Origin of the sequence: Mucilaginibacter sp. (assembly GCF_039925265.1) — a bacterium.
Taxonomy (GTDB): domain Bacteria; phylum Bacteroidota; class Bacteroidia; order Sphingobacteriales; family Sphingobacteriaceae; genus Mucilaginibacter.
In genome coordinates this window covers 43190-55691 of sequence record NZ_JBDSZG010000030.1, presented here as the reverse complement: position 1 = coordinate 55691, position 12502 = coordinate 43190, and the positions used below count along the sequence as shown (strand labels likewise).

Below are 12502 nucleotides of genomic sequence, written 5' to 3'. Positions count from 1 at the left end.
AGTGTTATCTTTAACAAACTGGCTACTTCGCCTTTTCGTAGCTGCGTGGCCTCTGTTTCATTCAAGAAATCTGGGGTTGGCGCTTTGCGGTATATCGGGTGAATAAGCAGATCCAGTTTGCCGTATTCATTGGGCTTCAGAGAGATCTTCGCGTTGATGGATTTGATCTTGATGTTATCGGTTTCCAGATCCCGCAATTCGAGTAATGAAGTCCGGCGACCTGAAAGCAAAGCTTTCAGGTCATCGACATTAAACAGGAGTTGACCGCCAGCGGCCAGCCCGATGGTTTCCAGATCCTTGATCGGGAGATCATCTTCATGAAAATTAACGAGGTTCATCTATCGTCCTATTTTATGGCTTTGTCCCTGCTCCTCGGCCTGCCCCTGTTCCTGTCCTTCTTCAAGTACCAGGTCCGGTTCTCGGGGATTGGCTTTTGCCTCCAACAGAGATTTATAGAGGCCAAAATCCGTTTTCAAAACCTTTCGGCTTCCATCGCCATCCTCTACCTTAATACTTTTGTCTTTACGGGTCTCCAAAACCTTGTACGTGGTATCCAAATAGGCGATCTCGTCACCTTTCTTGAAGGTTACCGCTTCCGGGGCCTGCTTTTGTTCCCGCTTCTGAGATACACCTAACAACAGGTTGGCAATTTTTTGCGCATCCCTGGATGCTTTAGCGATCTCAAACGGTTCATCTTTTAAGAGCTTGGCGAAATTGCTCATATAGGCAGCCTGCTGGCCGAAGTTATGGCCGATCTTTAATTCGCCGCCGATCAGGATACCTGCAATGGCCGACCGCATTTCTTCACGGGAATAATCCAAAGAAGCAAATTTGCCTTCCATCGGACGGTTCAGGCGGCTTTCGTGTCCCGACCAGTGTGCCAGTTGGTGTATGGCAGCCTGCAGGTATTTGGTTTCATTCTCAAATTGTTCGGGTTCCGGCAGAAAAATAGCATCCCGTTTTTTGTCATAATAGGCCTCCTGGCCGCCATGAATGATCACCGCCTTGCTATCTTCGATCAGTTTTGCTGCCCGCTCCAGCGGAGAAAGCGTTTGGCCCTCTTCCTGTTTCGCCAAATACTCCTGCAAGGGAACGATATCCTTCATTTGTTCCGCATTGAACAAAAAGGATTTGGCCTGCTGCGGCTTTTCAAACTCAACTGTTTTGGTCTGGGTGACGCCAGCATCATCTTTGATCACCTTACCTTCCGCCGTACGGATCGCTTGAATATCACTTGTTTTTGGAAACTCGATCAACGTACCTTTTTCTCCTTCCTTTACCCAGTTACCGGCATACCGGGCAGCATCAGCTGACATCCAGCGCGGGTCATCGTGACGCTGCATACCGAGGACCAGGGCATTCATGGCGCTATATCCTTTTCCGGTGGTGGGATTGATCGGTTTAACGAAGGCGGGCATACCATTTTCTTTAACAGGTTTTTGAAACAGGGAATTTCCCTCTTTGATCTCCGCTATCAGCTTATTCGCAAGCTGAATGGGAAGTGCTTTGAAATTTTTGTCGTTCATTTTCTTGTTTTTTTAGCAGTTCATATAAAAATTTAATTGGATTGATGTATTTGTGTTTGTAGCAAATGCTGAAGTGCAAATGCTCGCCGGTAACTCTTCCAGATGAACCGGAGATGGCGATAGCTTCACCGGCTGCCACATGGTCTTGAGGCCTAACCAATAGCGCGCTGAGGTGACCATAAACTGATTCCAGTTCACCGCCATGATACAGGCGAATGTTAATACCGAGCTTACGATCATAGCCGACAGATCTTACTTCGCCATCAAGGATGGCAAATACGGTATCATGGCGAGCTTTAAAGTCAACACCGGCATGCATGGCATATTTGCCCGTAATGGGATGAATGCGGTAACCGAAATCAGAATTTATTACCAGGTGTTTAAGGGGGAGGCAGACCAGGCAAAAGCTGATCAGTATTTTCATCGGCCATAGGATTTGGCTAATTCCTGTTTAGGCGTTTGACTGATAGCATCCAATACCCGTTCCTGTACACCAGGATGGTCATTGGCAATGGCCAAAGCTGAATATAAGGCCTGTGATGTACCCCTGTCCTGTAACAGCATAATTTTATACATGGCCTTAAAATCATCAAGGGGCATAGCCGAGCCGTTGTTGGTCAGGTCATCAAAGACCTGTTGCTTATCTTTAAGCATCATGACCTGCCGCGCAGGATAAAAGGCTTCGCCTCCTTCGGGAAACCGTACATAGTTTTCAGTTTCTGAGCGGGCATAAGTCAGGACACCGATCTGCCCTTTTTTTTGACCGGTATCATTTTCAAGATCCGGCTGCACCAAAACAAGCGTTCCGGCTAAAGTTTGATTTTCCATAATATTTAATTTTTAAGATTTTATCTTCCTATTTTTCGCTTGTGATCGGGATCGATAACCTCATTCAACCGAATGGTAGCCAGCCGATGGAGTTCGGGGTCGTCCTGCAAAAAGGTAAAGGCGCTTTTCAGGTCGCTATACGATCCCGATGCTCGAAGCAAGGCAAGGGATCGCAGATTTTTAATGACGTGGTCCCCAAAAACAGCCTGATGAGTATCAGCCAATTCATTAATTTCCTCCGCATTTTTAAGCACAAATAAGGTTTTGGAACTAAAAGAGTCTACTTCCTCATCCTCGAATCTTACCCAAATGTTGTCGTTTGGAAGGTCTGTAAATTCGATGATGCCGATTTTACCGGCATAGTCAGATATCCACAGTACCGGGCTAATCATGACCGTTAAGCCTATAGTATCTTCGTCTTTCATGATGATCCTTTAAAATTATTTACCTTCCCCGTTTATAGCTCTGGTCGAGGCCGAGGGTTTCCTCCAGTGATACCATCGCCGATGCGATCACATCCGGGTTCCTTTGCGCGATCTCCATCGCCGTCCGTTGTTGCTTTGTCGTGCCGTAATCCAATAAGAGGGCGATGTTTTTCAGGTCCTTGAATGTCGACGGGGCCAGTTTCATGACATCCTGCTTCAGGTTTTGATAGATCTGATCGGAGGGCTTGAACAGCAATAAGGCATCGGCAGCATATAAGCCAACCTCCTTGTCATCAAAGCCAACATAAAATTCATCGCTATTAAGGATAGCTGCAGTTATCAAACCGATTTGCCCCTGCTTGGCCACAGGGTCATCTTTCAATTGCGGATGCACCAGAACAAAATCCGGTAGTTGCACCTGGTTGTTGTTTTCGCTCATTTCTTCATTGTTGCTTTAACGGGTATGTTTGGCGAAGCTGGCCTGAAGGCCAACACCATTTCTTGTATCTCCTGGCTGATATGGTCAAAGTTCTGGCGGAGTTTTTCGTCCAGTTTCCCGCCGAAATCATAAAAGGCGGGTAAAGGTTTATAACCCTTTTCTTCGCGCCTGATGGCTTCCATATCCAGATTGATCCGGCAGTTAACTGCGGATGTTTCAAACTGTCCCGTAAATTTCTCCTGTGCATCAGCGGCGATCACACCAACCATTTCGCCCGAATTAAGCGAAGCTATTTTACCTGCGGGAATGAGTGCTTCCAGCTTTTCGTTCAGCGATGTAGATGTTTTATTGCGGTCGATGGATAAGCTTTCACCCATCTGTTTGGATTTACCAAATAGCCGTTCCAGCCATTCCAACGTATCCTTATTCCTGACAGAGCCGGATATCACGGTGCCGACAACCGCCGTGATGGTTGCAGCGGTATCTTTCCCGTACTGTTGGTTAAATTGCGGCAATTCCTGCAATCCCATCAATACTGCCACCTTGTTAGACCTTGCCGTAGCTATTAAATTTTCTACCCGGTGGACAAATAAGGTCGGCACCTCATCCACGATCAGCGCGGAAGGCAGATTGCCTTTGGTGTTGATCAGTTTGGTCAGGCGGTTGATAATGATGGAATAACAGGCCGAGTTGATGTTTTGGGTGTTGGGGTCGTTGGCTAATACCAACATTCCAGGGTTTTCCTTAGCAGATATCTTCAGATCGAAATCATTGCCTGAAAAAACCCAGTACGTTTCTTTTGTCGCCAATCGGCTGATAAATACCTTCAATGTACCGATCTGCCCCTCTAACTGGTCAAACGCTTTGGCATGGTAGGCCGTCATAAAAGGTGATAACAGCGAACGCAGTTCCGGCTCGGAGGTTAAGGCATTGAATATTTCTTCATAGGATCGGTTCAGCAGTGCCAGCACATGCGGGAAGCTGGAATAGATGCCGCCTTTGTACTTGCTCATGAAATACACACAGGATGCTAAGAAGTTAATCGCTGACTGTGTAAAGAACTGATCGCTGCCGCCGGAACGGTCACCTTTTTTTAAGGCTTCCACCAATGCTTCGGCTGTTTCTGCTGCATCGGCCAGCGAGCGAATGTAATCCGCCCGCCAGGGGTTGATCCTGCGGCTTTTTTCAATATCATTTAAGTTAATGACGTGGAAGGTAAAGCCTTTGAGCTTACCGTTCTGTTTAGCCAGCAGGTAGTGATAATAAGCGATTTGGCCGAGGTCGGGAAACTTGAAATCGTACAAACAGACCGCGAACTCCTTGGCGATCAGTTGCCGTATGAAAGGATTTACAATGGAGAAACTCTTACCGCTGCCCGGTGTACCGATCACCATCGTACCACGGAACACATTGCAGATATTGATCCAGCCCTTATGTACTTTTCCTTTGTAATAAAACAGCATCGGGATATTGACCGAATACGGCGTATCCACACGTTTGACCGGCTGCATGAAACTTTCAGCTTCCGTATTCCATTTATCCTTGCCTAATCCTGATTTGATGAATTTGGAGATATTGTCCATGGACAGACTCACCATCAGCGCGCCGGTAAAGGAACAGGCCATATAAGCCAGGTCATACCAGGTGGTATAGGCAAATGCCAGCGGCGAGGAGCGTCTAAAGAAAATAAGGCTGCCAAAGAATAAAAACAGACCGAGTGTAAGCGGGTAGGCGATATGTTTTTTAGGGTCGAGGTCTGTTTTCTTTTTTGCCAGCGTACCGATGCTGACCAGGCAGATCAGGCCAAATGTGGCCAGCTTACTATAGACCAGGTTGGAGTAAATGATCAGGTGACTGATCCTTTCCAGTGGCGTAAAAAAAATGCCCCAGAAAGGGGCATCGCGGTAAATAAAAATGGCAGCTTCCAGTAATATGGACAGGTAAATGGCGCATTGCAAAAAGCCATGAAGCTTTTGCTGCTCTCTTGTTTCTTCCATCATCAAATGGATTTAAATAAGAAAGCCACCGGCTTTTGCGGGTGGCTTATATGATCAAAACGATGTCATCATGTAGTTTTACCCAATGACGAACGGCGTCCTCCTCATGCGGACAGGCATTTTTATGGTCGGGGAAGGGGGCGTTTTGTTCTGCCGAAAATATCGGTTAATGATCTTCTTCACCCGTTTCCCCTGGATAACCGGAATAAAAACAATGTTATAGTGTAGTTTTGCCCAAGGACCAACGGCATCGACCTCATGTGGAAAGGCGATGTTATGTACCGTCAGGTTAATTAACAAGCCTTTCTTTTTTTTTCGGCAGGTGATGTCCTTAAACCTGATCCAATTCCAGCAATTATTGACCTCATAAAAGCAGCTATCTTTCTTGTCAACATAAAATTTCTTCCCGGCGATGTCAATGACCGGTAGGCCGGAACGGAATGCTGAGCGCCATTCCGGATTCAGTTCATCCAGGCGGGCTGTCGCCCCGGTGGGGTCTAATGCATCAAAGGAATGAAAATAGTAGATATGAACGTGTTCTGGCGGAAACTTTTCGTAGGAACCCTGATAGACATTTTTAATGGTGGGGTCGTACCACAATTCAATTCGGTCATTAAAACACCGTGCTTCGCCCGTGTCGATCCTGTTATCAGCATTCCCGACCTCAAAAAGGTAAAGCATTTGTGCATCTACGTAAAACGGCGTACCGTCCAGTTCAATAACCGGGCGTGGCCGGCTATATGTGCTTATTTTTTTCATGAATAAATGGTTTTGCGTTTATCGTTTTAAATGGGCCGGTGCCAATTCCAGCGAATCATCCACTTCTCCAGCATCTACATCAAGCACCTGCTGCGTTTGCGCCTGCTTTTCCTTTTCGGCTATCCTGGCACTGATCTCCATTTCGAGCTTTTCCAGGTCTTTTTTCAAAGCGGCTAATTCATATTCCTGTTCAAACGGCCTTTGGGTGAGTTCCCTAACTTCAGGAATTTGGGTATTGATTCCCACCAGTTCCTTTTCGTAGCGTTCCACCATACCGACCACCCTGTTAATGGCATCTAAAAAATAACGCGCTGCCAGTTTTGGATTATCGATATTCGGTGCGCCGCCATTCTGCATGTATTTGATACCGGTGGCCCGGCTCTCGGCATAAAGCGAGGTGACATGGTTTATCCTGCTGGAAAATCCATCCTCGACAGCTTGCAGTTTGCGCCTGATATAAAGGTCAAAACCATACAGTTCCCCTAAAAGCAGTTCAGGCTTATTAAAATCTTCGGGTTGCCAGTTCTTATATAATTCAATGAATTGGTTGCCGATCGCAACGGCATCGGCCGGAGATGCATCGATAAGTTTCAGGGGATTGAGTTTTGCCCCATCATTATCATATTTCAGTACCTCTTTATAAGCGACGTCATCTTTTCGCACCAGTTCCAGCGTTGAGGTAGTTTCCCGGCTTTTCTTTTCCAGGTCTTCTAACAGGTAACGGCTCCGGGACACTTCCTTAAAATGGGCCCCTTTATACCCCTCTAATTCGGCAACCTTCTTATCCAGGCGGGTCTTTTCCAGCAAGGAGGTGTCCCCTGATAGGATGGCTATGTATTCAGAGAAACTCATACCGCTTTGTTCATCCATCGCTCCTTCATCCAGTGTACGCACAGACAGTTCACTGTTTTTCATCTGGCTGATGAAGATCTGTTTGTTCTTCAACAGGTTGAATTTGTAGTTATCCAAAGACTGTTCGACCGCATAAATAAAGTTCCTGACCTTGTTGCCATAAAACATTTTAGCGAGCCAGTTGCCCTGCCTTGCACCCCGGCCATCCCGCTGCTCCAGCTCTGACGGTTTCCAAGGTATATCTAAGTGGTGCATGGCAACGATCCGTTCCTGTACATTTAGGCCGGTACCCGCTTTTTCCGTGCTGCCGACCAGAATCCGGATCTCCCCGGCATTCATCTTTTTAAACAACTCTTTCCGCTGCTTATCGGTTGCCCAGTTATGAATGAAAGTGATCTGGTTCGCCGGGATGTTGAAGTCCCTTATGAGCTTCTCCCTAAGGGCATCATAGACATTGAATTCATTAGTTTTCGGTGTGCCGATGTCGCTGAAAATGATCTGCGTTCCTTTATTCGGGGTACTTTCGTGGTAGATCTCCGCGACATTCCGGGCGCATACGTTGACTTTATTATCCGGATGATCGCCATATTTTTGCGGATCGACAAGGCGCATATCCACTGCCATCTTTTTGGCGTAGTTGGTGGCAATAAGCATACGGCCCTTATCTTCCTTAGCGGTCAGTTGCCGCCTGCCGATCAGGGTGGCATCACCCGTTTTGGCAAATTGCATCAACCGTTTGATAAACTCCTGCTGGTCAGGTGTGGGTTTAATATTCACCAGCGTTTCGTCGATTTCCGGCTTATCGAGATTGATATGTTTTGCCGTTTTATAATCGGTGATCTGGTTATAAAACAAGGCGAGTTCAGGAACTTTGATGAAGTGGCGGAAACGTTCCTTAGCCCTGATCTCGTTGGTTACATTAAATTCAAAATCTACCGTTTTACGCACATAGACCGCTGCCCATGCATCGAAGTTGGAAATCTGTTGTCTTTCCAGTTCCCGGGGCCGAAGGTATTTGAAGATCAAATACATCTCGGTCAGGCTATTGGAAATTGGCGTACCTGAAAGAAAGGTAGCACAAAGATCAGTGTCGTAACGGTCTTGTAAAGTACGGATCGCAAAAAGCATATTAAGTGCTTTTTGACTGCCTGCGAGGTTCCCCAAGCCGGCAACTTTGGTGTGCCTGGTCGTGAAGGTCAGGTTCTTGAACTTATGCGATTCATCAATAAATAAATGATCGATATTCAGTTCACTGAAGTTAATGCCCGTATCTTTTCGCTGATCTATTGCATCGATCACCCCCTTCAACTTGGCTTCCAGGTTTTCCTTTCGGATCTCCAAACCTTTTAGCATTTCCCTCGTGATCTCTTCACCGGAATCCTGCAAGGCATGCAGGTCGAGTTCGATGTTGTCCAGTTCAATTTCGAAGATCTGCCGTTGGATCTCCGGGTCCTGCGGTATTTTACCAAACTGGTCATGTGTGAGGATGATGCAGTCCCAATTGTTGTTTTTTATCTCGTGAAAGATCCTTTTGCGTTTTGCCGGCTCAAAATCATTTTCACCGGGAGCTAAGAGTTTCGCTTTGGGATAAGCCAGCCTGAAGGTATCGGTGATCTGCTGAATGTTGGCTTTAAGGGCCAATATCATTGGTTTATGGGCGATTCCCAACCGTTTCATCTCCATGGCGGCAATGATCATGGTCAGGGTTTTACCCAATCCAACTTCGTGATCTATCAGGCCACCGCTGTTCTGAATGATCCGCCAGGCTGCATTTCGCTGTGAGGGATAGAGGTCAGCGATCTTTAATGCCTTAAAATCCAGTCCCGGAAAACTCAGGTGGCTACCGTCATATTCCCGGAGCGCGTAGCAGTTATAAGTGTCGTTATATCGTTTTTCTAAATACTGCTTGTCTTCATTGGGTAACTCCAACAACCAAAGCAGGTACCGCGACCTGATGTTGTCGATCTTACGATGCGCGTTTTGTATGGCTTCGGTATCGGGTACACGGGCTACCTTTCCATATTGTTCTACCGGGTAGGTAAAATGCGGATTGGTATTGAGCAGCGCATATTCCAGCAAGGTGCGGCCGGTGATCTTGTTACTTTCTTTGGGATTGACCGAAAATTCTTCATTGGTAATGGTATTGCCTTTTTTGGTATAGCTTACCTTATAGGTATCAATGGAGTTATAAAAGTCAACTTTTGTGTCCAGTTTAAATAAATCAGTAGCAAAGCGCTGGTAGTATTCGATGGGTACCCACCGCTCGCCCAGGTTAAAGTCTAACCTTTCAAAAGGAATTCTTTCCGGTTGTACCCGGCGAATGGCCGCAAGGCTCCTTGCAAATTGCAGATGCTGTGGTTCTTCCTCCGCCAGCTTTTCAGCTGTCCTTAACTTTTGTACAACATTGCCGGAGAGATAATTGTCGGTGGTTTCCCATTGAAGTGTTTGCGGGTTTAACAGGATTTGGTTATCCAGTCTGAGGATCACCTCATCTTCGGTTAGGCCGGTGACCTGCGTAAGGATAGAAAGGTCAACCCGGCCGGTATCATTCAGGCAGCGTGCCAATGCTTCGGAAGGATCATCCGTTTTCAGCATTTCCCTTTGCTGAAAAAGTGGCCCGTAAAATATATCGGAGCGTACAAATTTGTCCTGATCCTTGATTTCGAGGGAAGAAACGATCTTGAAACCTAAAGCAGCATCATTAAATATGCGGTTTCGGTTGCTGTTTTTGTTCAGCTCGCCATACCGGTTGACGAAAGCATCATAATTTAAATTAAGTGAACGCCTTAGTTCGGGAAATTGGATCTGGTGTTCGTTTTCATAGCCCGAAAGTTCCAGGTAAATATCGCGGAGCGCCAGGTAGTCCCTGTAAAATGACAATTCAGGTTGCGGGTCGAGCGGTTCAAATTTTGCCTCAAAGTTTTGCGGTTCCCCGATGAGGCCAAGCTTATTATTAAAAATGACCAGGGTATCCTTTGTATAGAATGGCTTCAGGTCGGTAAAAGCTTTGGGCCTGTCCGGTAATAGTTTAAATGCGGGTTCGAGGCTGGTATCACCCTCGTACCGGTAGTCATGACCGAAATGTTTCAGTTTAAGGGAAAGGGCATCGAGTTCATGGCCGAGGTTAACGCCGGACATCCATTTACCGGGAAAGGAGATCTCCGAAAGGTTGCTATAGAGCTTGTAATTATACCGGCTGTTTGCCTTCGCACGGGCGCTGATCAGGACGATGCTGTCGTGAAGCGGTTTAACTGTTGTGCGAATGAAACTGATCACACGGGCTGTTCCGGCATCAACGAATTGTTTATCGAGATCATCGAGATAGGCCAGCGCCTTATTATCCTGATCAGTCTGGACGGGTGCATCAAAAAGGCCCAGCTGGCCGAAACTTAGTTCCTGCTTATCTGCTTTTTTTTCTTGTTCGGGAACAGGTAGAAAAGTAAACTGTGTCAATTGTGCCTGTTTTTTATCAAAGGATATCGCTTCCCATTTGGCATGATCGAAATTGGCAAACCCGGAAACCAGTTGTTGCTGAAGCAAGGGAACGATATCGAGCATGTCGCCGTTCTGCCAGGCCATTCTTGAAGCTTTGCCCCTGGCATTGGTGCCTTCTATGATCTCGTCCGCATAGACCAGTTCGGTTTTATCCGCCAACCAGGCATTTAGGTGATATTTACCAAATGAATTTTCGCATTCTACCGTATCGATCAGCTGACTTTCCGCCTCGCTGAGCGTTTCCTTTGTGTTATTTTTCTGAACCAGGATCAGGTGCATGCCTACTTCGACATTGGCATTTTCTTTCATCAAGTTGGCCGGTAAAACCGCAACCGTTAACAGGTCGGCTGACGTGAATAAATATTTGCGGGCAAGCGCATTGGAGGGATTATTCAGAAAGGCATCGGTAACGATATAGGCTAAAATGCCCCCGTCTTTGATCTTGTCCAGTCCTTTTGCAAAGAAGTAGGTATGCACCTTGGCGGAGATCCCACTTTTATTATACGCCGGGTCATGGACGGCGATCTTGCCGAATGGTATGTTACTGATCACGATATCCGATTGCGCCTTTTCGGTCGCGGCTGTTTCTTCCAGTTTTTTGATCTGTACCGTTACCGGCACATCATAAACAGAACAGAGCGCGGTAAGTATTTTGCCTGTCAGTATGTCTTTTTCAACAGCGTTTATTTGCTCCAACCCGGAGAATGCCTGTATGGCTTCGGCTATAAACACACCGGCTCCTGCGCTGGGTTCATAAAGCCTTTTCGGTAAAATATTACTTTCTGCTAAGGCAGCATAGATCGCTCTTGGGATGTAATCCGGTGTATAAAAGGCTGTTTGTGAACTGCTTTTTAAGGCATCAATTGCAGCCTTATAGTCTGCCGGTGTTAATTTTTCCTTAAGCAGGCTATGCATCTCCATGACCTGCGGATATAACCTGATGTCTGTCGCAGAGGCCCCGAATTTTGCCCATTCTGCTAATTCACCGGGTGGGAACAAGACCGCTTTAAGACCACCAAACCCAGCATATTTGTTAAGTGTTTCTAAATCTTTTTCGGAGAGCCGCTGGCCAGTAAAGTCCAGCGCGATTCGGATGGCCGCAATATTGTCTGCCATCTTCCTTACGGGATTGAATGCCATATTAAACCTCCTGTAAATAATCTGCTATGGTGCCGATCACTTCATATTTTAAAAAGCGGTCGTCCTCGTCAAGGCCTGTGACCAGCGGTGCACAGAGTTCGAGGATATTAGTAAGCTCGTAGTGGAGTATCCCGTGGTTGGAGAAGCGCAGATAGGTCCTGTAGAATTCTTCTTCCAACACAAGCTTTACATAATCGTAGGCTATGGAATCAGTCATAAAAAGGGATATAAGAATTAATTGGGCAGTATGTCTGCGTCAAGGATGTCCTGGTAGGAAATACTTAGGGTGATGATACGGCCTGAAAGCTGCTTTTCGCTGAGTTCAGCGTGCAGGATTTTATTACCCGGGAAGGACATCTTTTTAAAAACAAAGATGTTCCGGTAGTTTTTGGAGAAGGCTGGCGGATTAAAAAGCACAAACTCCGGTTTGATCTCTACCGATTGGTTATTGGCTGCCTTGGTGACTTTCTTATCATCCACCTTAAACCTGAAATCTGCAATGTCGTATTTCAGGTTTGTTTTGTTGTGGTAGGCAATATCCAGGAATATATAATCGCCAACGGTATAGACATGGTTTAACCTACCTTCAATGCCAAATGCTTTAACTTTCTCCATCCGTCTATCGGGGCTTTTAGCGATAAGGCTAAGTGCTAAACCTTTCAGTTGGTTTTGAGAAAACCCGATCCCGGAGATATCCAGTGGGCGCATATCCTCGGGAACAATATTTATTCCGTTGGTACACCCGGATAACCGGGTAACAAACGGTACTGGGCAATAAACTTTTCACCCGCCACGGTGACCACTGAACCGGTAAATGATTTTAGCGAATCGCGCAGTTTTAAACGTAGTATGTTTTTGATAGGAAGGTCTCCGATCAGGTCTTTGGTAGAAATATCCACGTATTGAATCGGCTCAGGGGAGATAAAATGAATAGTCAGGTTTTCCGGTAAATAAACAACCGGTAATTTATCCTGGGCGTAAAGAGAGGGGGCGCATAGCACCAATAGGAAGAATAAGATAGTTTTCATGTTTATTCGGGTT

12 protein-coding genes are annotated in these 12502 nt (G+C 46.3%); all 12 read right to left on the bottom strand.

The annotated features are described in order from the left end of the window. Window positions 1-338 (bottom strand): DUF4099 domain-containing protein (locus ABIX36_RS14065; protein ID WP_348082799.1); only part of this gene is annotated, 338 nt, incomplete at its 3' end. Next, complete coding sequence (locus ABIX36_RS14060) at window positions 339-1526, bottom strand: zincin-like metallopeptidase domain-containing protein (RefSeq protein ID WP_348082798.1); 1188 nt, start codon at window positions 1524-1526, stop codon at window positions 339-341. It abuts the gene before it with no gap. Further along, complete coding sequence (locus ABIX36_RS14055) at window positions 1480-1950, bottom strand: M23 family metallopeptidase (protein WP_348082797.1); 471 nt, start codon at window positions 1948-1950, stop codon at window positions 1480-1482. The genes ABIX36_RS14060 and ABIX36_RS14055 overlap by 47 nt, the downstream gene beginning before the upstream one ends. Further along, entirely contained in the window at window positions 1947-2354 is a 408-nt protein-coding gene (locus ABIX36_RS14050; protein ID WP_348082796.1) for a hypothetical protein, read from the bottom strand. The genes ABIX36_RS14055 and ABIX36_RS14050 overlap by 4 nt, the downstream gene beginning before the upstream one ends. A gap of 20 nt (window positions 2355-2374) precedes the next feature. Continuing rightward, a complete protein-coding gene (locus ABIX36_RS14045) occupies window positions 2375-2779 on the bottom strand; it encodes a hypothetical protein (RefSeq protein WP_348082795.1) in 405 nt (134 codons plus the stop codon). A gap of 19 nt (window positions 2780-2798) precedes the next feature. Then, window positions 2799-3218, bottom strand: a complete 420-nt coding sequence (locus ABIX36_RS14040) for a hypothetical protein (protein ID WP_348082794.1) — start codon at window positions 3216-3218, stop codon at window positions 2799-2801. Next, on the bottom strand, window positions 3215-5215 hold the full coding sequence (locus tag ABIX36_RS14035) for a type IV secretion system DNA-binding domain-containing protein (protein ID WP_348082801.1): 2001 nt from the start codon (window positions 5213-5215) through the stop codon (window positions 3215-3217). The genes ABIX36_RS14040 and ABIX36_RS14035 overlap by 4 nt, the downstream gene beginning before the upstream one ends. A 78-nt stretch (window positions 5216-5293) precedes the next feature. Then, the gene (locus tag ABIX36_RS14030; protein WP_348082793.1) at window positions 5294-5974 is read right to left on the bottom strand and encodes a hypothetical protein; all 681 of its coding nucleotides are present in this window, start codon (window positions 5972-5974) and stop codon (window positions 5294-5296) included. Window positions 5975-5992: 18 nt separating this feature from the next. Then, window positions 5993-11461: a helicase-related protein gene (locus tag ABIX36_RS14025; RefSeq protein WP_348082792.1), complete on the bottom strand. Its 5469-nt coding sequence runs from the start codon at window positions 11459-11461 to the stop codon at window positions 5993-5995. Between the two features lies 1 nt (window position 11462). Continuing rightward, window positions 11463-11678: a hypothetical protein gene (locus tag ABIX36_RS14020; protein WP_348082791.1), complete on the bottom strand. Its 216-nt coding sequence runs from the start codon at window positions 11676-11678 to the stop codon at window positions 11463-11465. A gap of 17 nt (window positions 11679-11695) precedes the next feature. Next, complete coding sequence (locus ABIX36_RS14015) at window positions 11696-12169, bottom strand: DUF4138 domain-containing protein (protein ID WP_348082790.1); 474 nt, start codon at window positions 12167-12169, stop codon at window positions 11696-11698. A 17-nt stretch (window positions 12170-12186) separates the two neighbouring features. After that, complete coding sequence (locus ABIX36_RS14010; protein WP_348082789.1) at window positions 12187-12489, bottom strand: hypothetical protein; 303 nt, start codon at window positions 12487-12489, stop codon at window positions 12187-12189. Window positions 12490-12502 lie beyond the last annotated feature (13 nt).

Coding starts and splice junctions, on each gene's coding strand:
- ABIX36_RS14060 (WP_348082798.1), bottom strand. CDS start 1,526: ATGAACGACAAAAATTTCAAAGCACTTCCCATTCAGCTTGCGAATAAG.
- ABIX36_RS14055 (WP_348082797.1), bottom strand. CDS start 1,950: ATGAAAATACTGATCAGCTTTTGCCTGGTCTGCCTCCCCCTTAAACAC.
- ABIX36_RS14050 (WP_348082796.1), bottom strand. CDS start 2,354: ATGGAAAATCAAACTTTAGCCGGAACGCTTGTTTTGGTGCAGCCGGAT.
- ABIX36_RS14045 (WP_348082795.1), bottom strand. CDS start 2,779: ATGAAAGACGAAGATACTATAGGCTTAACGGTCATGATTAGCCCGGTA.
- ABIX36_RS14040 (WP_348082794.1), bottom strand. CDS start 3,218: ATGAGCGAAAACAACAACCAGGTGCAACTACCGGATTTTGTTCTGGTG.
- ABIX36_RS14035 (WP_348082801.1), bottom strand. CDS start 5,215: ATGGAAGAAACAAGAGAGCAGCAAAAGCTTCATGGCTTTTTGCAATGC.
- ABIX36_RS14030 (WP_348082793.1), bottom strand. CDS start 5,974: ATGAAAAAAATAAGCACATATAGCCGGCCACGCCCGGTTATTGAACTG.
- ABIX36_RS14025 (WP_348082792.1), bottom strand. CDS start 11,461: ATGGCATTCAATCCCGTAAGGAAGATGGCAGACAATATTGCGGCCATC.
- ABIX36_RS14020 (WP_348082791.1), bottom strand. CDS start 11,678: ATGACTGATTCCATAGCCTACGATTATGTAAAGCTTGTGTTGGAAGAA.
- ABIX36_RS14015 (WP_348082790.1), bottom strand. CDS start 12,169: ATGCGCCCACTGGATATCTCCGGGATCGGGTTTTCTCAAAACCAACTG.
- ABIX36_RS14010 (WP_348082789.1), bottom strand. CDS start 12,489: ATGAAAACTATCTTATTCTTCCTATTGGTGCTATGCGCCCCCTCTCTT.